This window comes from Allobosea vaviloviae (assembly GCF_001298265.1).
Classification (GTDB): domain Bacteria; phylum Pseudomonadota; class Alphaproteobacteria; order Rhizobiales; family Beijerinckiaceae; genus Allobosea; species Allobosea vaviloviae_B.
In genome coordinates this window covers 92,472-111,445 of sequence record NZ_LGSZ01000022.1, presented here as the reverse complement: position 1 = coordinate 111,445, position 18,974 = coordinate 92,472, and the positions used below count along the sequence as shown (strand labels likewise).

Below are 18,974 nucleotides of genomic sequence, written 5' to 3'. Positions count from 1 at the left end.
CGCATCAGGTCCGCGTCATGCCCCGCCTGCGGGGGCGATGGTTCATATCGCCACCGGGACGTCAAGGGTCCGCGCTGTCACGCTTTCCTGATCCAGACCTTATTGTCGTGGAAGGCCGCGCCGCCGAAGGGTGCGGGCGCATCGGCGCCGGTGATCGTGTTGATGCCACGGCCATGCCTGTGCGCAGCGTTCGGCCAGATCGATTCGGCGATGACGACGCCCGGCACGACGCCCTCGAACAGCACCGCCGTCAGATAGACGCTGCCACGGCCATTGCCGACGACGATCTCCTCGCCGGCTTCGATGCCGAGCCGGGCGGCGTCGCCGGGATGCAGCATCAGCGTCGGCCCGCCCTCCTTCTTCAGCGAGCTCGGCGTCTCGGTGAAGGTCGAGTTCAGGAAGCTGCGGGCCGGGCTCGTTGCCAGCCGGAACGGGTGCTCGGCGTCGGCGTTCTCCAGCACGTCCCACTGGTCGGGCAGCGCCGGCATCTGCTGCCACGGGCCCATCGGTCCCGCATTGGCGTTCGGCACCTTCGGCCAGTCCGGCTTGAAGCGGAACTTCCGATCGGGGTAGCCGAAGCCGTCAAGGTAATGCGCCGTGCGAAAATCCGGCTGCACGTCGAGGAAATCATTGGCGACGAGTTCGTCGAGCGTGCCGCGCTTGCTCTCGCGCAGGGTCCAGTCGACGATCTCGCGCGGCGTCATCGTGAAGCCGCGATGCTGCGCGCCGAGACGCAGCGCCAGCGCGCTGACGACCTCGTGGTTCGAGCGGCATTCGCCGGGCGGCTCGACCAGCTTGCCGCCCCACATGATGTGCTGGTGGCCGCCGCCCTGGTAGAGGTCGTCATGTTCCATGAACTGGGTCGCGGGCAGCACGATGTCGGCCATCTGAGCCGTCTCAGTCATGAACTGCTCGTGGACGACGGTGAACAGGTCCTCGCGGGCGAAGCCCTGCTTGACCAATTCCTGTTCGGGCGCGACCGAGACCGGGTTGGTGTTCTGGATGAAGAGGGCCTTGACCGGCCCGCCCTGCCGCAGGGCCTGCGCATCGCCGGTCAGGACACGGCCGATCTGCGACTGGTCGAGTTCGCGCACCTTGGGATCGCGCAGGTCGAGACCCTCGATCAGGCCCTTGCGCCATTTGTAGATGCCGCTGTTGCTGTGGAAGGCGCCGCCGCCCTCATGTTGCCAGGCTCCCGTCACGGTTGGCACGGAGAGCGCCGCATGCATCGAGACCGCGCCATTGCGCTGGCGGGCGAAGCCGTAGCCGAGCCGGAAGAAGCTCTTCTTGCGCGTGCCGACGAGCGCAGCGAATTCCTCGATCTGCGCGACCGAAAGCCCAGTGATGGCGGCCGCCCATTCGGGGTTACGGCTCTGCAGATGCGCCTCGAGCTCGTCGGGCGCATCGGTATGGGCTGCGAGATAGGCGCGGTCGGCATGGCCGTCACGGAAGAGGACATGCATGACGGCGCAGGCGAGCGCCGCATCGGTGCCCGGCCGCAGCACCAGCGCGAGATCCGCCTGGGCCAGCGTCGCATTGTGGTAGATATCGATGGCGACGATCTTGGCGCCGCGCGTCTTCCGGGCCTTGATGGCGTGGTGCATCACGTTGACCTGGGTGTGCACGGCGTTGGTGCCCCAGATCACCACGCAGTCGGACTTCGCCATCTCGCGCGGATCGGGTCCGGCGAGGCGGCCGGTCCCGGCGATGAAGCCGGTCCAGGCCATGGTCGTGCAGATCGTCGAATACTGGTCGGAATAGCGCTTGGCATGGCGCAGGCGGTTGATGCCGTCACGCATGACCAGCCCCATCGTGCCCGCATAGTAATAGGGCCAGACGGCATCCGCGCCATGCTGCGCCTCGATCGCCAGGAAACGCTTGGCGATCTCGTCGAGCGCCTCGTCCCAGGAGATGCGTTCGAACTGGCCCGAGCCCCTGGGCCCGGCGCGGCGCATCGGATGGAGCAGCCGATCGGGATGATGGATGCGCTCGGCGTAGCGGGCGACCTTCGCGCAGATCACGCCATCGGTGTAGCTCTGGCGCTTGCTGCCGCGCACGCGGCCGATCGAGCGCCCGTCGATGACCTCGACCTCCAGCGAACAGGCGGAGGGGCAGTCATGCGGGCACACCGAGGGGTGATGGGTGATGCGTGGCAATTCCGTCATAGCCCCTTCGTAACGCATGGCGAAAAAAAGGAAACCGGCCTGGACGGTGGCCTCTCACACCCGCCCCGTGCATCCTCGCCGCATATCGCCGCGCGAGGCGCGGCATCAACCCGGGGTTAATCCTAATGCTTCATTCTGCCGGTCTCTGGTCATGAGTGGCGCCGTCGCGCCGGAGTTGAGTACCATGCGTAGCGTTGCGTTCCTGGCGGGCCTCGTCGCCTGCGTCCTGATGTCCTCGCCCGAGCGGGCGCAGGCCCAGTCCCCCGACTACACCACCCTCACCTCACCCCAGTCGGCCCAGAACTGGACGCTGACGCTGGGTGCCGGCCTGCACCGCCAGCCCGATTATCTCGGCTCCAACGACTACATCTTCCGGCCGAAGCCGATCATCTCGTTGAGCCGCGGACTGAAGAGCACATGGTGGTCGGCGGAGGACGACGCGATCTCGATCGGCTTCTTCTCCGGCACGGCCTGGCGCGTCGGCTTCTCCGGCAATCTGCTGTGGGAACGCAAATCCAGCACCAACCGCGCCCTGATCGGCGTACCGGACGTCAAGTTCGGAGCGGAGGCCGGCGCCTTCGCCGAATTCTACCCCGCGTCCTGGCTGCGTGCCCGCGTCGATCTGCGCCGCGGCATCGTCGCCCATGACGGCCTGGTGGCCGAGTTGAAGCTCGACGCCTTCGCCCGCATCAACGACACCTGGAAGCTCGGCATCGGGCCGCGCGTGGTCGTCACCAGCTCTGACTATGTGCGGACCTATTTCGGCTCGCTTCCCGGAGCGGCCGGCACCGGCGGGCTGCTGCAGCGCTTCAACAGCGGCGTCCTGTCCTACGGCGCCATCGCGCAGGCGACCTACAACTGGACCGAACGGTTCCAGACGACAGCTTATGTCGAGTACAAGCATCTGGTCGGCGACGCGGCGAAGTCGCCGATCGTGAGGACCTTCGGCCAACGGGATTCGATCACCGTCGGCGTCTCCGCGAGCTACGCCTTCGATCTGGGCTTCTGAGACCTAGAGCCGCCGCTACGGATCGACGAAAGCCGCGCCGTCATTCCGGACAAGCCGCGAAAGCGGCGCCGATCGGGAATCCATGCCTGAACCGGTCCGGCATGGATTTGCGGGTCTCCGCTGCGCTGCGCCCGGAATGACAGCGCAGTGGCAATGAACCGACATAGAAAAGGGGGCAGGTCGATCACGACCCGCCCCCTTTTCATTCAACTAAACAAGAGCCGTCGATCAGCCGACGATCTCGTTGCCGGAGAAGAACTGCGCGATCTCGACGGCGGCGGCCTCGGGCGCGTCCGAACCGTGGGCGGTGTTCTCGCCGACCGATTCAGCGAAGAGCTTGCGGATGGTGCCCTCGGCCGCGTTGGCCGGGTTGGTGGCGCCCATCACGTCGCGGTACTTGGCGATCGCGTCCTCGCCCTCGAGCACCTGCACGACCACGGGGCCGGAGGTCATGAATTCGACGAGCTCGCCGAAGAAGGGGCGCGCGGAGTGGACCGCATAGAAGGTCTCGGCCTGAGCCTTGGTCAGGTGGATGCGCTTCTGGGCGACGATGCGCAGGCCAGCCTTCTCGATGACCGCGTTGACCGCGCCGGTGAGATTGCGCCGCGTCGCATCGGGCTTGAGAATGGAAAAGGTACGCTGAACAGCCATCGATGAATCCTCGGGGAAATCTTGGGGGAATGCGGCGCGCTTATAGCTGCGCCCTCCCCGCCCCACAAGGCTCGTCGATGGGAGCTTTGCGCTCCGGCAGGGCGTTTCAGTGGCGGGTGAGGAAGGTCCTGGCCTCGCGCAGCGCCTGTGCGACCTGATCGCGGGTCATCTCCAGCGCCAGTTCCTGGCGGTGTGCGGCGGCCCGGCCGCAGCCGCGGGCCTGGGCGACGTTGAACCATTTCTGCGCCGTGACCAGATCGACCGGGATGCCGCGGCCAGCGGCATACATCAGGCCGAGCTCGTAATAGGCCTCGGCGGATGCCTCGCTGGGGACCACCAGCGCGGCGGGGATCGCGTTCATTTCCATGCGTGCCATGACAACCACCCTCGTTTTATCTTTGTCGTTGCATCCGGGAGTTCGGTTCACGCTTCAGATCAAATGACCCTCGACGACCTTGCTCCCGTCGCCGGCCACCCGTCCAAGGCCCCGGCTTCGTGAGGATGAGATTTGGCCTTCAGCCTTAAAGGCAGCGCTAAAATTCGCGATGAATCGAAGCTCAACGAGAGATGAGCGAGCGGTTAAATCAACGCCTGATTCATGCTTGAATCCCGAAAAGCCCAACCTTTTCAACGGCTCTTAGGGAGAATTCGGGGAAGCGCGTTGACGGAGGATTCACTCTCTCTCGCGGAGGCGCACCTTTTGGCTGCCGCTGCGGCAGCTTGGAAGCCGTTAGCTTCTGGGATATAGTTCATATCTGAACCATGCAGCATAGCGTGGTCTGACAGGGAGGATATCATGCTGAGCGGATCGGGCGCCTGTCGCGCGTCCATGGCCGGAATCGGCCTCTTCATCGGGCTTTCAGCGGGTGGCAACGCACTCGCGCAGGACGTCACAGGAACCTGGCTGCGCGACACCGGCGCCTCGCGCGTGCGCTTCGCCAAATGCGGCGAGGCGATGTGCGGCACCCTGGCCTGGCTGAAGGACACCACCGGGCCGGCCAAGGTCGGCCAGCGCATCTTCTACGACATGAAGCCGTCCGGAGACGGCAAATGGAGCGGCAGCGCCTTCAACCCGGAAGACGGCAAGACCTATTCCGGCACGATGACGCTGGCGGGCGACGCGCTGACGACGTCCGGCTGCGTGCTGGGCGGGCTGATCTGCCGCTCGGTGAAGTGGACGCGGGCGAACTGAAGTGAAGGGCGTCATTCTCGGGCGGAGCGCAGCGCAGACCCGAGAATCTCATTCCGGATGAGGCACCGGCGACGTCTGGTCCCGAGATGCTCGGGTCAAGCCCGAGCATGACGGTGCGAGTGATCGTTACCGCGTCGCTTCAGCGCGCCTTCTGCCCGAACAGGACCGCCTTCTCCTCCGGCGTCGAGATGCCGGCGGGGTTGCGCAGGGCTTCGCCGACCTTGATGCCGCGCTGCACGGCGGGGCGGGCCATCATGGTGTCGAGCCAGCGCGCGACATGAGGGAACTGCTTGAGGTCCTGGCCCTGCTTCTCCCAGCCCCGCGCCCAGCCGATGCAGGCGATGTCGGCAATGGAATAGTCGCCGCAGATATAGTCCCTGCCGTCGAGGCGCTTGTTGAGCACGCCGTAGAGCCTGTTGGTCTCGTTGGTGTAGCGATCGATGGCGTAGGGGATTTTCTCGGGCGCGTAGAGGCGGAAGTGATGGGTCTGGCCGAGCATCGGCCCCAGGCCGCCCATCTGCCAGAACAGCCATTCGTCGACGGCGACGCGGGCGCGCTCGTCGGCCGGATAGAACAGGCCGGTCTTGCGGCCGAGATATTGCAGGATCGCGCCGGATTCGAAGACCGAGATCGGCTCGCCGTCCGGCCCTTCGGGATCGACGATCGCCGGCATGCGGTTGTTGGGCGAGATCGCCAGGAAATCCGGCTTGAACTGGTCGCCCTTGCCGATGTTCACCGGCACGACGTTGTAGGGCAGCCCGCACTCCTCCAGCATGATGCTGATCTTCTGCCCGTTCGGGGTCGGCCAGTAATACAGGTCGATCGGCTTGGTCTGGCTGATGGGCATGGACGTCTTCCTGCGGCGAACAGCGCCAGCCTATGTCGCCTCCGACGATAACGGAAGGCACGCCCCGCCCTCCTCGCCGCCGTCGGCCGCCCGCTTGACTTCGATGCAATCCTTGGTTGTATTTACTAACTTCTGCAATTTAAGATTTTATGGACGACGGGGGGTATGTGATGGCGGAGCGTTCTGCGGATTTGATGGTGTCCAACATCCTCGCCGACGACGATACGAGGGCGGCGTTGCAGGCGGCGCCGGAGGCGACCTTGAAGCGCGCGGGGTCGAGGCAAAGCGCCAGTTGCCACGAGATGGCGATGTCATGGTCTATCGGATGGTGGTGGGGTTCCTGGGCTCGACGGTGCTGATGGTCGCGCTGGGCACGATCGCACTGACCTGGCATGGCGTTGGAAACATGCCGGATGTGTTGACCGCGCTGGGTTCGGCCGCCGTGGGAGCTCTCGCCGGACTGCTCGCACCGACACCCAATGGCGGCTGATCACAGCTCCATCTTGAAGCCCTCATGGCTCTGCGCGAAGCCAAAATTGCGATAGAAGCGGTGCGCGTCGACGCGGTCCTTGTTCGAGGTCAGCTCGACCAGTCCGACGCCGTGCTGCCGGGCGAAATCGACCGCATGGCGCATCATCACGGCGCCGATGCCCTGCCCTCGCCGCTCGGGCGCGACATGGACGCTCTCGATCTTGGCGCGTTTGCGTCCACGGGCGACGAGGCCGGGGATCAGCGTGATCTGGAAGGTGCCGACGACCGTGCCGGCCTGCTCCGCCACGAAGAGCGTGTTGTCGGGGCTCACCAGGACGGCGGCGAAGGCCTCCTCATAGGCGGGATCTGCGGCCTCCGCCGCGATCTCCGCGTCCGTCATCGTCTGCTTCGCGGCGCCCTGCATGATGAGGGCAGCGATGCCGGCGACATCCTCGCGGCGCGCTTGGCGGATGGTGACATCTGTCGGCTCGGGCTTCGCTGTGTCCATCAGACGTCTCACAGTACAATCGCTTGAAGGGAAGCTCATTCCCTCCCCCCGCTTGCGGTGGGGAGGGTTAGGGTGGGGGGCCGGAAAGCCAAAGCTATTGCCTTGCGCCGTTTCACCGAGCGGCACTGCCCCCCACCCCGGCCCTCCCCACCGCAAGCGGGGGGAGGGAGAAAGCGGTGTCACTCGATCAGCTCTTACGGCGACGCACACTCACTCGGCAAAGAGCCGCTTGGCCATCAGCAGGGTGTTGGGTGTGTCGTCGCGGCCGTCGAAGCGGGCCTGGCGCTGCAGGAAGAAGCCCATCCGCTCGTAGAAGGCGATCGCCGGCTCGTTCTGGCTCTCGACCTCGAGGCGCGCCACCGGCGCCTGCGGAAAGCAGGCCAGCGTCACCTGCAGCAGTGTGCGGCCGACGCCGACGCCCTGATAGGTCGGAATGACATAGAGCCTCGTCAGCAGCGCGGCATGATCGCGCTCGATGCGGGCGGATGCGGTCGCGATGATCTCGTCCCCGACCAGGGCGACGAGGAAGGCGCCGTTCTCGCGGCCGAGCTGGGACGAGAGGTTTTCCAGCGAGTGCCAGGCATTGGTGATCTCGGCGACGCGCTGCCAGCCATAGATGCCGTCATAGGTCGCATGCCAGGTCTCGACCAGAAGCGCCCGCACCGCCGGCAGATCGGCGGCCTCGGCATCGCGGACGATGAGACCGTCGGGCGTCATTCCGATCGTCCAGTTCGCGCAGGAAACAACGCCGTCATCCCGGGCTTGACCCGGGATCCATGCCGGAGCGCTTCCGAGGACGGTTCAGGCATGGATCCCGGATCTCCGCTTCGCTGCGTCCGGGATGACGAGGGGGATCACTCGATACCCAACTTTGCTTTCAGGATTTCGTTCAGCGCCTGCGGGTTGGCCTTGCCGCCCGACGCCTTCATCGCCTGGCCGACGAACCAGCCGAGCATGGTGGGCTTGGCCTTGACCTGCTCGACTTTGTCGGGATTGGCGGCGATCAGCTCGTCGACCGCCTTCTCGATGGCGCCGGTGTCGGTGACCTGCTTCATGCCGCGGGTCTCGACGATCACGCGGGGATCGCCGCCTTCCGACCAGAGGATCTCGAAGAGGTCCTTGGCGATGCGGCCGGAGATCACGCCTTCGCCGATCAGATCAACGAGCCCGCCGAGCTGGGCGGCAGAAACCGGCGAGGTCGAGACGTCCTGGCCTTCCTTGTTGAGGCGGCCGAACAGCTCGTTGATGACCCAGTTGGCGGCGGCCTTGCCGTCGCGCCCCTTTGCAACCGCCTCGAAATAGTCCGCCTGCTCGCGCTCGGCGACGAGCACCGAGGCGTCATAGGGCGAGAGGCCATAGTCCGCGATGAAGCGGGCCTTCTTGGCGTCCGGCAGCTCCGGCAGATGCGCCTTCAGCTCGGCGACGAAGGCATCGTCGAATTCGAGCGGCAGCAGATCAGGGTCGGGGAAGTAGCGATAGTCATGCGCCTCTTCCTTGGAGCGCATCGAACGCGTCTCGCCCTTGACCGGATCGTAGAGGCGCGTCTCCTGGTCGATGGTGCCGCCATCCTCGATGATGCCGATCTGGCGGCGAGCCTCGACATCGACGGCCTGGCCGATGAAGCGGATCGAATTGACGTTCTTGATCTCGCAGCGCGTGCCGAGTTCGTCACCGGGCTTGCGGACGGAGACGTTGACGTCGGCGCGCAGATTGCCCTTCTCCATGTCGCCGTCGCAGGTGCCGAGATAGCGCAGGATGGTGCGCAGCTTGGTGACATAGGCGCGCGCCTCGTCGGCCGAGCGCAGATCCGGCCTGGAGACGATCTCCATCAGCGCCACGCCCGAGCGGTTGAGATCGACGAAACTCATCGTCGGATGCTGGTCATGGATCGACTTGCCGGCATCCTGCTCGAGATGCAGCCGCTCGATGCCGATGGTGATCTGCTCGGTCGGCGAGAGATCGACGACGATCTCGCCCTCGCCGATGATCGGGCTCTTGAACTGGCTGATCTGGTAACCCTGCGGCAGATCGGGGTAAAAGTAGTTCTTGCGGTCGAAGACCGAGCGCTTGTTGACCTGCGCATTCAGCCCGAGACCGGTGCGGACGGCCTGGCGCACGCATTCGGCATTGATGACGGGCAGCATGCCGGGCATGGCGGCGTCGACGAGGCTGACATGCGCGTTGGGCTCGGCGCCGAAGCTGGTCGAGGCGCCGGAAAACAGCTTGGCGTTGGAAGTGACCTGTGCATGGATCTCCATGCCCACCACAACCTCCCAATCGCCGGTCGCGCCCTTGATCAGCTTCTTGGGGTCGGCGGGGCGGACATGCGCGTTCATCATCGGTCTTCCGGCTCGAAGGGGTCGCCTCCCGGTTACGATTTCGGCGGGCGTGCGGCAAGCTTCTGTTGCGCTCCCGACACCTCTTGGCGGGATTGTGTCATATTATGGCCCATTCCACTCCCGTGACGGGTGATGGAACTTGACAATCGTCAGTCGTCACCTCTTGTAGCGGCACAGGCCGGAAACCCGTCAGGGTTGCGCCGGCCCAGCCATCCGGAGTTTTAACATGTCAAACCGTCGCTCGGGTCTGATGCTTGTCGCCTTGTCGGCCGCGACGCTGACGACCTCCGCCGCCATGCTTTCGCCCCGCGACGCGCGCGCCCAGGGCGCCCCGCCGGCGCCGCCTGTCCAGATTTCAGCGCCGCTGGCCCAGCGCGTGACCAATTGGGACGAGTTCACCGGCCGTTTCGAGGCGAGCGAACAGGTCGATGTCCGCGCGCGCGTCTCCGGCTTCCTCGACTCGCTGCACTTCAAGGATGGCGATCTCGTCAAGAAGGGCGATCTGCTCTTCACCATCGATCCCCGCCCCTACCGGCTCTCGGTCGATGCCGCCCGGGCCGAGGTCGCACGCGCCAAGGCGCAGGTCGAGCTCGCCCAGAACGAGGTCGAGCGCGCCGAGGGCCTGACGCAGAACCGCACCATCACGGCGCGCGACGTCGATCAGCGCCGGGCCAATCTGAACAGCGCGATCGGCAGCCAGCAGGGCGCCGAGGCCAATCTGAAGACAGCCGAGCTCAATCTCGAATGGACCGAGGTGCGGGCGCCGCTGGCAGGCCGTCTCTCCAACCGCCGCGTCGATCCGGGCAATCTCATCGCCGGCGGCCAGTCGGGCGCAACGCTGCTGACGACGATCGTCGCGGTCGACCCGATCTACTTCACCTTCGACGCCTCCGAGGCCGATTACCTGCGCTATCAGCGCCAGGCCACCAATCTGCGCTCCAGCGCCTCACGCCAGGACGGCACGCCGGCCGAGGTCCGCCTCGCCGACGAGGCGGAGTGGAAGCGCCGCGGCAAGATCGACTTCGTCGACAACGCGCTGAATGCCCGCTCGGGCACCATTCGCGGCCGCGTCGTCTTCGCCAATGCCGACCAGTTCCTGACGCCGGGCACTTTCGGCCGGCTGCGCGTCTATGCCGGCGAGGCCGATGCGCTGCTGGTGCCCGACAGCGTCGTCGTCTCGGACCAGGCGAGCAAGATCGTCCTCACCGTCGGGCCCGAAAACAAGATCGTGCCGAAGCCGGTCGTCCTGGGGCAGATCACGGGGGGTCTGCGCGTCATCCGCAGCGGCCTGACGCCCCAGGACAAGGTCGTGATCGGCGGCTTCGCCAATCCGATGGTTCGCCCCGGCGCGACGGTCACGCCGCAGCCGGGCCAGATCAAGCCGCCCGCAACGAACTGACGGCCGCCTTCGAGATCGCGTTTCGGACGGCCCACGGCCGTCCTCCCTGACGTCAGGCCAGGACACCATTTCATGTTCCGCTTCGCTCATTTCTTCATCGACCGTCCGATCTTCGCGACCGTGCTCTCGGTCCTGCTGACGATCGCCGGCGCCATCGCCCAGCGCGGCCTGCCGATCGCCGAATATCCGGAGATCGCGCCGCCGACCGTCTCGATCACCGCGACCTATCCGGGCGCCTCGGCCGAAGTCGTCGCGGCGACCGTCGCGACGCCGATCGAGCAAGAGGTCAACGGCGTCGACGACATGCTCTACATCCAGTCACAGTCGACCGGCGACGGGCGCGTGACGATCAACGTCGTGTTCAAGGCCGGCGTCGACATCGACCAGGCCCAGGTGCTGGTGCAAAACCGCGTCTCGGCGGCGGAGCCGCGCCTGCCCCAGGAGGTGCGCAGCTTCGGGCTCCAGACCCGCAAGGCGTCGCCCGATCTGATGATGGTCATCAACATGATCTCGCCGGACGGCTCGCGCGACGCCCAATATGTCTCGAACTACGCGACCCTCTATGTGAAGGACGTGCTGACCCGCGTCGAAGGCGTCGGCAATGTGCAGGTCTTCGGCGCGCGCGACTTCTCGATGCGCGTCTGGCTCGATCCCGCCAAGATCTCGTCGCGCAACCTGACGGCCGGCGATGTGGTCGCCGCGCTGCGCGCCGCGAACATCCAGGTCGCGGCGGGCGCGATCAACCAGCCGCCTGCGAAGTCGGACGGCGCTTTCCAGCTCTCGGTCAATACGCTGGGCCGCCTGACCGACATCGCCGAGTTCGAGAACATCGTCGTGCGCTCCGACGCCAATGGCGGCACGATCCGCATCCGCGACATCGCGCGCGTCGAACTCGGCTCGCAGGACTACACCACCAACGCCTACCTCGATAACAAGAACGCGGTCGCCATCGGCATCTTCCAGCGGCCGGGCTCGAACGCGCTCGCCACCGCCGAGACGCTGATCAAGACCATGGACGGCATGGCGCGCGAATTCCCCACCGGGGTCGAGCACCGCATCATCTACAACCCGACCGAGTTCATCGGAGAATCGGTCAGCGCCGTGGTCCACACGCTGATCGAGGCGATCGCGCTCGTCGTCGTCGTGGTGATCCTGTTCCTGCAGACCTGGCGCGCGGCGATCATTCCGATCATCGCGATCCCCGTCTCGCTCGTCGGCACCTTCCTGGTGATGAGCGCGGTCGGCATCTCCTTCAACACGATCTCGCTGCTGGCGCTGGTGCTCGCCATCGGCATCGTCGTCGACGACGCGATCGTCGTCGTCGAAAACGTCGAGCGCTATCTCGCGCAGGGCATGTCGGCGAAGGATGCCGCGCACAAGACCATGGACGAGGTCGGTGGCGCCTTGCTCGCGATCGCGCTCGTGCTCTGTGCCGTGTTCATCCCCACCGCCTTCATCAGCGGGCTGCAGGGCACGTTCTACCAGCAGTTCGCCGTCACCATCGCAGCCTCGACGGCGATCTCCTGCTTCGTCTCGCTGACGCTCTCGCCCGCGCTGGCGGCGTTGCTGCTCAAGCCGCACGGCCATGACGACGGCCAGAAGAAGGGCTTCTTCCACACACTGGGCGCGCCGGTGCGCGGCTTCTTCCATTACTTCAACAAGGGGTTCGACTGGCTCTCGCGCAGCTATGGCTCGGCCACGTCGCGCCTGATCCGCTTCTCGGTGATCCTGCTGATCGCCTATGCCGGGCTGATCGCGCTGACCGCGCAGCGACTCACGGCGACGCCGACCGGACTGGTTCCGCAGCTCGACCGCGGCTACTTCATCGTCGCCTTCCAGCTGCCGCCGGGCTCGTCGCTGACGCGCACCGACGCGGTGATCCGCAAGGCGACCGATGTGGTGCTGTCGCGCCCCGGCGTCGTCCATGCGGTCGCCTTCGCGGGCCTCGACGGCGCCACCTTCACCATCGCGCCGAACACGGGCGTGATCTTCGTGACGCTCGCCCCCTTCGTCGACCGCACGAAGCAGAAGTTGACCTCGGACGGCATCCTCGCCGATCTGCGCCAGCAGATGTTCGCCATCAGCGAGGCCTTCGCGCTGGTGATCCCGCCTCCGGCGGTGCCGGGCATCGGCACGGGCGGCGGTCTCAAGGGCTATGTCCAGGATCGGTCCGGCCGCGGACTCGCCGCGCTCGAGGGCGCGACCTGGGTGGTTGCCGGCTCGGCGGCGCAGGTGCCCGGCATCCAGCAGCCCTTCACCCTGTTCTCGACCAAGACCCCGCAGGTCTTCGCCGATATCGACCGCACCAAGGCCGAGATGCTGGGCGTGCCGATCACGCGCGTCTTCGAGACGCTCTCGGTCTATATGGGCTCGGCCTATATCAACGACTTCAACCTGCTCGGGCGGACCTACCGCGTGACGGCGCAGGCCGACAATCCGTTCCGCCTCGACCTGCGCGACGTCGCCAATCTCAAGACCCGCAATGCCGATGGCGAGATGGTGCCGATCGGCTCGGTCGCCTCCTTCTCGGATACGACCGGCGCCTATCGCGTGCCGCGCTACAACCTCTATCCGGCGGCCGAGGTGCAGCTGTCGATGGCGCGTGGCTTCTCGACCGGACAGGGCATCGCCGCGATCGAGAAGATCGCCGCCGAGCGTCTTCCCTCGGGCTTCGGCTTCGAGTGGACCGAGATCGCGCTGCAGGAGAAGCTCGCCGGCAACACCGCGATCATCGCCTTCGGGCTGGCCGTCGTCTTCGTGTTCCTGCTTCTGGCGGCGCTCTATGAGAGCTGGATGCTGCCGCTGGCGGTCATCCTGATCGTACCGATGTGTATTCTCGCCGCGATGTTCGGGGTGAACTATGCCGGGCTCGACCGCAACATCCTGGTCGATATCGGCCTCGTCGTGCTGGTCGGCCTCGCCGCGAAAAACGCGATCCTGATCGTCGAGTTCGCCAAGCAGGCCGAGGAGGAAGGCATGCACCGGCGCGATGCCGCCATCGCCGCCGCCCGCACGCGCTTGCGGCCGATCCTGATGACCTCGCTCGCCTTCATCCTGGGCGTGCTGCCGCTGACGATCTCGACGGGAGCGGGTGCGGAAATGCGCCAGGCGATGGGCATCGCGGTGTTCTCCGGCATGGTCGGCGTGACCTTCTTCGGCCTGATCTTCACCCCGGTCTTCTATGTGGTGGTGCGCTGGCTGGCCGATCTCGGCAAGACAAAGACGCCGGCTTCGCCGCCGCATGGGGATGCATCCGCCGCCCACTCGTGATTGGATCGCCCCCGTCTCGGATTCGACCAGGCGGGGGCGGCAATGACGACATGGATGATCGGGCTCGTCGCGTTGCCCCTTGCGACGCTGGCGATCGCGGCCGTTCTGTTCGTGCCGACCTATCGCCGGCTGAAGCGGGCCGAGTTCATCCGGACCTATGAATGGCCGCCGGGGCTGCTCGACAAGCTGGCGGGCCACCATCGCGGCTTTACGCGCAAGGAGAGCGCGCTGGTCGCTCAGGGGCTGCGGCAGTTCTTCCTGGCCTATCTCAACAGCGGGCGGGCCTATGTCGCGATGCCCTCGCAGGTCGCCGACGACCTCTGGCACGCCTTCATCCTCTACACCCGTGCCTACCAGGAGTTCTGCCAGAAGGCCTTCGGCGGCTTCCTGCACCACACGCCGGCCGTCGCGCTGAAGGAGGGCCGCAAGAAGGACAATACCGGCCTGCGCCGCGTCTGGCTGCAGTGCTGCAAGCTGGACGGCATCAACCCGGTCAAGCCGACGCGGCTGCCCCTGCTGTTTGCGCTCGACACCAAGCTGAACATCCCCGGCGGCTATCGCTACGAGCCCGACTGCGCGCAGCTGCGCCGCAACGGCGATGCCGGCTCCCAATGCGGCGGCGACTTCTCGAGCTCGTCCTATGACGGCGGCACGGACGGAATGAGCGATGGCGGCCGGTCCGACGGCAGCAGTTCGGATGGCGGCTCGGGGGATGGCGGCGGCGATGGTGGCGGCTGCGGCGGAGGCGGCGGGGATTAACCGTCTTCCTTCTCCCCTCGGGGGAGAAGGTGGCAGCGCGCAGCGCTGACGGATGAGGGCAGAGCCTCAAGCTGAAAAGAAAAAGGGCCGCTCGCGCGACCCTTTCCTCATCCGTCTGCTCCGCAGACACCTTCTCCCCCAAGGGGAGAAGGGTTCACCACCAGCGCTCGCTGACGGGGAAGCGACCCGCCGCATCCTCGATGACCTGCCCGAGCGAGAACAGCGTCTCCTCGTCGAAGGGGCGGCCGATGAGCTGGAGGCCAAGCGGCAGGCCCTGGCGGTCGAGGCCGGCGGGAACGGCGAGGCCCGGCAGGCCGGCCATGTTCACCGTCACCGTGAAGATGTCGTTGAGATACATCTCGACCGGGTCCGACGAGCCCTTCTCGCCGATGCCGAAGGCGGCCGAGGGCGTTGCCGGCGTCAGCACCGCGTCGATGCCGGCGGCATAGGCCTCGTCGAAATCGCGCTTGATCAGGGTGCGGACCTTCTGGGCGCGGACGTAATAGGCGTCGTAATAGCCGGCCGAGAGCACATAGGTGCCGATCATGATGCGGCGCTTGACCTCGGTGCCGAAGCCGGCGGCGCGGGTGTTCTCATACATCTCGGCGATGTCGCGGCCCTGCTCGCGCAGGCCGTAGCGGACGCCGTCATAGCGGGCGAGGTTGGACGAGGCCTCGGCCGGAGCGACGATGTAATAGGCCGGCAGAGCGTATTTCGTATGCGGCAGCGAGATCTCGACGATCTCGGCGCCGGCCGCCTTCAGCCAGTCGATGCCCTGCTGCCAGAGCGCCTCGATCTCGGCATTCAGGCCTTCGAGCCGGTACTCCCGGGGTATGCCGATCTTCATGCCCTTGACGGAGCGGCCCACCGCCTTCTCGTAATCGGGCACAGCCCTGTCGACCGAGGTCGTATCCTTGGGGTCGTGGCCGGCCATGGAGCGCAGCATCACCGCGCAGTCGCGCACCGTCTTGCCGATCGGCCCGGCCTGATCGAGCGAGGAGGCGAAGGCGACGATGCCCCAGCGCGAACAGCGGCCATAGGTCGGCTTGATGCCGACCGTGCCGGTGAAGGCGGCGGGCTGGCGAATCGAGCCGCCGGTGTCGGTGGCGGTGGCAGCGAGGCAGAGATCGGCCGCGACGGCGGAGGCCGAGCCGCCCGACGAGCCGCCGGGCACGAGATGGGCGCCCTCGACGGCACCGGTGGAGCCTGCACCGACATTGGAGCCCTTGCGGCGCCAGGGATTGACGACACTGCCGAAAGCCGAGGTCTCGTTCGACGAGCCCATGGCGAATTCGTCATTGTTGAGCTTGCCGAGCATGACGGCGCCGTCGCGCCAGAGCTGGCCCGACACGGTCGACTCGTAGGGCGGGATGAAATTGCCGAGGATCTTCGAGCAGGCGGTGGTGCGCACACCCTTGGTGGCGAAGAGATCCTTGATGCCGAGCGGAAGGCCCTCGAGTGGACCGGCTTCGCCCTTTGCCAGCTTCGCGTCGGAAGCGGCCGCCTGGGTCAACGCGTGCTCGGGGGTCTCCAGCACATAGGCGTTCAGCGCGCGCGCCTTTTCGACCGCGGCGATATGGGCCGTGGTCAGCTCCGTGGCGGAGAAGGTCTTGGCCTTGAGCCCATCGCGGGCCTCGGTCAGGGTCAGGCGGGTCAGATCGGTCACGGGCAATATCCAGATGAAGTCTGTCGGCAAAACGTCATTGCGAGGAGCGCAGCGACGAAGCAATCCAGGGGCCGCCGCGCTCGACGCCTCCTGGATTGCTTCGCTTCGCTCGCAATGACGGGAGGCACGCGGCAGCGCCGCTCACTCGATGACTTTGGGCACCATGAAATAATTTTCGTCGGAGGCGGGCGCATTCGCGACGATCAGGTCGGCGATCTCGCCATCGGTCACGATGTCCTCGCGCTGCGTCATCGCCATCGGCGTCACCGAGGTCATCGGCTCGACGCCGGAGACGTCGACCTCGTTCAACTGCTCCACGAAACCGAGGATGGCGTTGAGTTCGCCTTGCAGCCTCGGCAGATCGGCCTCCGGCACGGCGATGCGCGCCAGATGCGCGACGCGTTTGACGGTGGCGAGATCGACCGACATGGTGGGCTCCTGAATGGAAGGCGGCGCAGAGCGCCGGATGGTGTCAGGGCTATAAGCGGGCGAGCACCGGCCCGCAAGACGATGGCGGCCCGGCGGCCTCGCGGCCATCGGCTGACTCAACCGACGCGCGTCGTCCGTCTCTCCGTTTCAAACACAATCGGGGAGACTGCAGGCCATCATCGCCCGCCGCCGACGCGCAGGATCGAGCCAACGACATAAGAGGCCGCATCCGAGAGCGCGAACAGCACGACCTCGGCGATTTCCTCCGGCTGCGCGGCGCGCTTCAACGGGATCGACGGCGCGATGCGGGCGACGCGGCCGGGCTCGCCCGACGAGATCGCATGGATGTCGGTCTCGGTCATGCCCGGCGCGACGGCGTTGACCCGAATGCCGGAGGAGGCCAGCTCCCGGGCGAGGCCGAGCGTGAAGGAATCGATGGCGCCTTTCGAGGCCGCATACCAGACGAACTCGTCGGGCGCGCCGAGCCCGGCCGCGATCGAGGAGATATTGACGATCACCCTCTCCTTCGCGGCGCTGTTGGCGAGCAGCGCACGGGCCGCCTCGCGTGCCACGAGGATCGCGCCGGTGACGTTGACGTCGATGCAGGTGCGGATCACCTGCGGATCGGCATCGGCCAGCTTGCTCGCCGGCCCGGTGATGCCGGCATTGTTGACGACATGGGTCAGAGGGCCGAGCGCGGCCTGAGCTTGCGCGAAGACGCGGACGATGTCGGCATCACCAGCCATGTCGCCCTGGATCGCGACCGCCCTGGCGCCTGCGGCCTCGCAGGCCGCGACGACCTTCGCCGCCGCATCGGCATTGGCCTGAAAATTGACCGCGACGTCATAGCCGCGCTGCGCCGCCATGATGCAGGTGGCGGCACCGATGCCCCGGCTGCCGCCGGTGACGAGGAGGACGGGTCGGGACATGGGTCGGCTCCTTGAAGGTCGCTTTGACACTCAAGCCCTCATCCTGAGGAGCGGGCCGAAGGCACGCGTCTCGAAGGATGCTCCCGGAGGCTCTTGAACCATCTGGAACATCCTTCGAGACGACCGCTTCGCGGTCTCCTCAGGATGAGGGCTGAGGAAGAGCAGTGAATACGAAAAGGGCGGCTCTTGCGAGCCGCCCTTTCCACATATCGGACGTTCTGAAAACGATCAGCGCTTCGAGAACTGGAAGCTGCGGCGGGCCTTGGCCTTGCCGAACTTCTTGCGCTCGACGACGCGCGAGTCGCGGGTCAGGAAGCCGCCCTTCTTGAGCGGGCCGCGAAGCTCGGGCTCGTAGAAGGTCAGGGCCTTGGAGATGCCGTGACGGACGGCACCGGCCTGGCCGGAGAGACCGCCGCCCTTGACCGTGACGACGACGTCGTACTGGGTCATGCGCTCGACGAGCTGCAGCGGCTGCTGCAGGACCATGCGGAGCACGGGACGGGCGAAGTAGACCTCCTGATCACGGGTGTTGACCGTGATCTTGCCGGTGCCGGGCTTGATCCAGACGCGGGCGATGGCGTTCTTGCGCTTGCCGGTGGCATAGGCGCGGCCCTGGGCGTCGACCTTCTTGACGTGGACGGGAGCATCCGGCTGCGCGGTCTTGGCGGCGCCGCCGAGATCAGCGAGAGACTGGAGAACTTCAGCCATGGTCAGACCCTCGCATTCTTGCTGTTGAGCGCGGCGACGTCGAGCGCCTCCGGCGACTGGGCGGCGTGGGGATGCTCAGCGCCCTTGTAGACACGCAGGTTGCCGAGGATCTGGCGGAACAGCGGGCCGCGCGGGAGCATGCGCTCGACAGCCTTCTCGACGATCCGCTCCGGGAAGCGACCCTCGAGAATGAACTTGGCGGAGCGCTCCTTGATGCCGCCGGCATAGCCGGTGTGGTGATAGTAGACCTTCTGGTCGCGCTTGCGGCCAGTCAGGACGACCTTGTCGGCATTGATGACGATGATGTTGTCGCCGCAGTCGACATGGGGGGTGTAGGCAGCCTTGTGCTTGCCACGCAGACGCAACGCCACAACTGCGGCGAGACGGCCGACGACGAGCCCGGAGGCGTCGATCACAACCCATTTCTTTTCGACATCGGCGGGCTTGAGCGAGATGGTCTTCATCGCGGGCACCCCTTCGGTGGCTGGAGAAAAATGACAAGCCGCCGGAGACCGGCGGCGATGTGAGGCGGGGGATAGGGGCGGCGCGGCTGGATGTCAAGCATGTCCGCAGGGGCGATATCGCGAAAAACGCATTGTTTTCAGCGAAATGGACAAAACGGTATTTGGATA

General features: G+C 66.2%; 18 protein-coding genes. 6 read left to right on the top strand and 12 right to left on the bottom strand.

The genetic code is table 11. From position 1 onward, the window contains the following. Nucleotides 1-77 precede the first annotated feature (77 nt). Nucleotides 78-2,165: a molybdopterin-containing oxidoreductase family protein gene (locus AE618_RS04365; protein WP_054207825.1), complete on the bottom strand. Its 2,088-nt coding sequence runs from the start codon at nt 2,163-2,165 to the stop codon at nt 78-80. 184 nt (nt 2,166-2,349) lie between these two features. Between AE618_RS04365 and AE618_RS04360 the strand changes: the two genes are divergently transcribed. Then, a complete protein-coding gene (locus AE618_RS04360) occupies nt 2,350-3,174 on the top strand; it encodes a MipA/OmpV family protein (protein WP_054207824.1) in 825 nt (274 codons plus the stop codon). Nucleotides 3,175-3,402: 228 nt separating this feature from the next. On the opposite strand, the gene ndk is transcribed toward AE618_RS04360, so the two are convergent. Beyond that, the gene (gene ndk, locus AE618_RS04355; RefSeq protein WP_054207823.1) at nt 3,403-3,825 is read right to left on the bottom strand and encodes a nucleoside-diphosphate kinase; all 423 of its coding nucleotides are present in this window, start codon (nt 3,823-3,825) and stop codon (nt 3,403-3,405) included. 106 nt (nt 3,826-3,931) lie between these two features. Continuing rightward, entirely contained in the window at nt 3,932-4,201 is a 270-nt protein-coding gene (locus tag AE618_RS04350; protein WP_082364985.1) for an SEL1-like repeat protein, read from the bottom strand. A 453-nt stretch (nt 4,202-4,654) separates the two neighbouring features. On the opposite strand from AE618_RS04350, the gene AE618_RS04345 reads away from it, so the two are divergent. Further along, entirely contained in the window at nt 4,655-5,017 is a 363-nt protein-coding gene (locus AE618_RS04345; RefSeq protein ID WP_054208003.1) for a DUF2147 domain-containing protein, read from the top strand. A gap of 139 nt (nt 5,018-5,156) precedes the next feature. Here AE618_RS04345 and AE618_RS04340 read toward each other — a convergent pair whose 3' ends face one another. Continuing rightward, nucleotides 5,157-5,864: a glutathione S-transferase N-terminal domain-containing protein gene (locus AE618_RS04340; RefSeq protein WP_054207821.1), complete on the bottom strand. Its 708-nt coding sequence runs from the start codon at nt 5,862-5,864 to the stop codon at nt 5,157-5,159. 313 nt (nt 5,865-6,177) lie between these two features. On the opposite strand from AE618_RS04340, the gene AE618_RS27800 reads away from it, so the two are divergent. Beyond that, complete coding sequence (locus tag AE618_RS27800; RefSeq protein WP_156330091.1) at nt 6,178-6,354, top strand: hypothetical protein; 177 nt, start codon at nt 6,178-6,180, stop codon at nt 6,352-6,354. Here the strand turns inward: AE618_RS27800 and AE618_RS04335 are convergent, their stop codons facing one another. The 3 genes from AE618_RS04335 to gatB all read right to left on the bottom strand — a co-directional run bounded on the left by AE618_RS04335 (nt 6,355) and on the right by gatB (nt 9,179). After that, entirely contained in the window at nt 6,355-6,843 is a 489-nt protein-coding gene (locus AE618_RS04335) for a GNAT family N-acetyltransferase (protein WP_054207820.1), read from the bottom strand. It lies immediately after the preceding gene. Nucleotides 6,844-7,053: 210 nt separating this feature from the next. Then, entirely contained in the window at nt 7,054-7,560 is a 507-nt protein-coding gene (locus AE618_RS04330) for a GNAT family N-acetyltransferase (protein WP_054207819.1), read from the bottom strand. A gap of 137 nt (nt 7,561-7,697) precedes the next feature. Continuing rightward, nucleotides 7,698-9,179, bottom strand: a complete 1,482-nt coding sequence (gene gatB / locus AE618_RS04325) for an Asp-tRNA(Asn)/Glu-tRNA(Gln) amidotransferase subunit GatB (protein WP_054208002.1) — start codon at nt 9,177-9,179, stop codon at nt 7,698-7,700. A gap of 229 nt (nt 9,180-9,408) precedes the next feature. Here gatB and AE618_RS04320 point away from each other — a divergent pair, with 229 nt between their 5' ends. From AE618_RS04320 to AE618_RS04310, 3 genes are all read left to right on the top strand, one after another. Beyond that, nucleotides 9,409-10,581, top strand: coding sequence for an efflux RND transporter periplasmic adaptor subunit (locus AE618_RS04320; protein ID WP_054207818.1), 1,173 nt, complete (start codon nt 9,409-9,411; stop codon nt 10,579-10,581). Nucleotides 10,582-10,653: 72 nt separating this feature from the next. Further along, nucleotides 10,654-13,851: an efflux RND transporter permease subunit gene (locus AE618_RS04315; RefSeq protein WP_054207817.1), complete on the top strand. Its 3,198-nt coding sequence runs from the start codon at nt 10,654-10,656 to the stop codon at nt 13,849-13,851. 42 nt (nt 13,852-13,893) lie between these two features. Continuing rightward, nucleotides 13,894-14,610, top strand: a complete 717-nt coding sequence (locus AE618_RS04310) for a glycine-rich domain-containing protein (RefSeq protein ID WP_197280671.1) — start codon at nt 13,894-13,896, stop codon at nt 14,608-14,610. A 154-nt stretch (nt 14,611-14,764) separates the two neighbouring features. Here AE618_RS04310 and gatA read toward each other — a convergent pair whose 3' ends face one another. The 5 genes from gatA to rplM form a co-directional block, all read right to left on the bottom strand. Further along, entirely contained in the window at nt 14,765-16,276 is a 1,512-nt protein-coding gene (gene gatA, locus AE618_RS04305; RefSeq protein ID WP_054207815.1) for an Asp-tRNA(Asn)/Glu-tRNA(Gln) amidotransferase subunit GatA, read from the bottom strand. A 141-nt stretch (nt 16,277-16,417) separates the two neighbouring features. Further along, nucleotides 16,418-16,705 (bottom strand): Asp-tRNA(Asn)/Glu-tRNA(Gln) amidotransferase subunit GatC, encoded by a 288-nt coding sequence (gatC, locus tag AE618_RS04300; RefSeq protein ID WP_054207814.1) that lies wholly within the window; start codon nt 16,703-16,705, stop codon nt 16,418-16,420. A 176-nt stretch (nt 16,706-16,881) separates the two neighbouring features. Continuing rightward, nucleotides 16,882-17,634 carry an SDR family oxidoreductase gene (locus AE618_RS04295; protein ID WP_054207813.1) on the bottom strand — a complete coding sequence of 251 codons (753 nt, stop codon included), beginning with the start codon at nt 17,632-17,634 and terminating at the stop codon, nt 16,882-16,884. Between the two features lie 228 nt (nt 17,635-17,862). Continuing rightward, the gene (gene rpsI, locus AE618_RS04290; protein WP_054207812.1) at nt 17,863-18,342 is read right to left on the bottom strand and encodes a 30S ribosomal protein S9; all 480 of its coding nucleotides are present in this window, start codon (nt 18,340-18,342) and stop codon (nt 17,863-17,865) included. A gap of 2 nt (nt 18,343-18,344) precedes the next feature. After that, nucleotides 18,345-18,806, bottom strand: coding sequence for a 50S ribosomal protein L13 (rplM, locus tag AE618_RS04285; RefSeq protein ID WP_054207811.1), 462 nt, complete (start codon nt 18,804-18,806; stop codon nt 18,345-18,347). Between the last annotated feature and the right edge of the window lie 168 nt (nt 18,807-18,974).

What these genes read in the sequence shown, in the direction of transcription:
- AE618_RS04295 (WP_054207813.1), bottom strand. Translation starts at nt 17,634, where the DNA reads ATGTCCCGACCCGTCCTCCTCGTCACCGGCGGCAGCCGGGGCATCGGT.
- AE618_RS04315 (WP_054207817.1), top strand. Translation starts at nt 10,654, where the DNA reads ATGTTCCGCTTCGCTCATTTCTTCATCGACCGTCCGATCTTCGCGACC.
- AE618_RS04340 (WP_054207821.1), bottom strand. Translation starts at nt 5,864, where the DNA reads ATGCCCATCAGCCAGACCAAGCCGATCGACCTGTATTACTGGCCGACC.
- AE618_RS04360 (WP_054207824.1), top strand. Translation starts at nt 2,350, where the DNA reads ATGCGTAGCGTTGCGTTCCTGGCGGGCCTCGTCGCCTGCGTCCTGATG.
- rpsI (WP_054207812.1), bottom strand. Translation starts at nt 18,342, where the DNA reads ATGGCTGAAGTTCTCCAGTCTCTCGCTGATCTCGGCGGCGCCGCCAAG.
- AE618_RS04350 (WP_082364985.1), bottom strand. Translation starts at nt 4,201, where the DNA reads ATGGCACGCATGGAAATGAACGCGATCCCCGCCGCGCTGGTGGTCCCC.
- gatC (WP_054207814.1), bottom strand. Translation starts at nt 16,705, where the DNA reads ATGTCGGTCGATCTCGCCACCGTCAAACGCGTCGCGCATCTGGCGCGC.
- AE618_RS04365 (WP_054207825.1), bottom strand. Translation starts at nt 2,165, where the DNA reads ATGACGGAATTGCCACGCATCACCCATCACCCCTCGGTGTGCCCGCAT.
- AE618_RS27800 (WP_156330091.1), top strand. Translation starts at nt 6,178, where the DNA reads ATGGTCTATCGGATGGTGGTGGGGTTCCTGGGCTCGACGGTGCTGATG.
- AE618_RS04310 (WP_197280671.1), top strand. Translation starts at nt 13,894, where the DNA reads ATGACGACATGGATGATCGGGCTCGTCGCGTTGCCCCTTGCGACGCTG.
- ndk (WP_054207823.1), bottom strand. Translation starts at nt 3,825, where the DNA reads ATGGCTGTTCAGCGTACCTTTTCCATTCTCAAGCCCGATGCGACGCGG.
- rplM (WP_054207811.1), bottom strand. Translation starts at nt 18,806, where the DNA reads ATGAAGACCATCTCGCTCAAGCCCGCCGATGTCGAAAAGAAATGGGTT.
- AE618_RS04335 (WP_054207820.1), bottom strand. Translation starts at nt 6,843, where the DNA reads ATGGACACAGCGAAGCCCGAGCCGACAGATGTCACCATCCGCCAAGCG.
- gatB (WP_054208002.1), bottom strand. Translation starts at nt 9,179, where the DNA reads ATGAACGCGCATGTCCGCCCCGCCGACCCCAAGAAGCTGATCAAGGGC.
- AE618_RS04320 (WP_054207818.1), top strand. Translation starts at nt 9,409, where the DNA reads ATGTCAAACCGTCGCTCGGGTCTGATGCTTGTCGCCTTGTCGGCCGCG.
- AE618_RS04345 (WP_054208003.1), top strand. Translation starts at nt 4,655, where the DNA reads ATGGCCGGAATCGGCCTCTTCATCGGGCTTTCAGCGGGTGGCAACGCA.
- AE618_RS04330 (WP_054207819.1), bottom strand. Translation starts at nt 7,560, where the DNA reads ATGACGCCCGACGGTCTCATCGTCCGCGATGCCGAGGCCGCCGATCTG.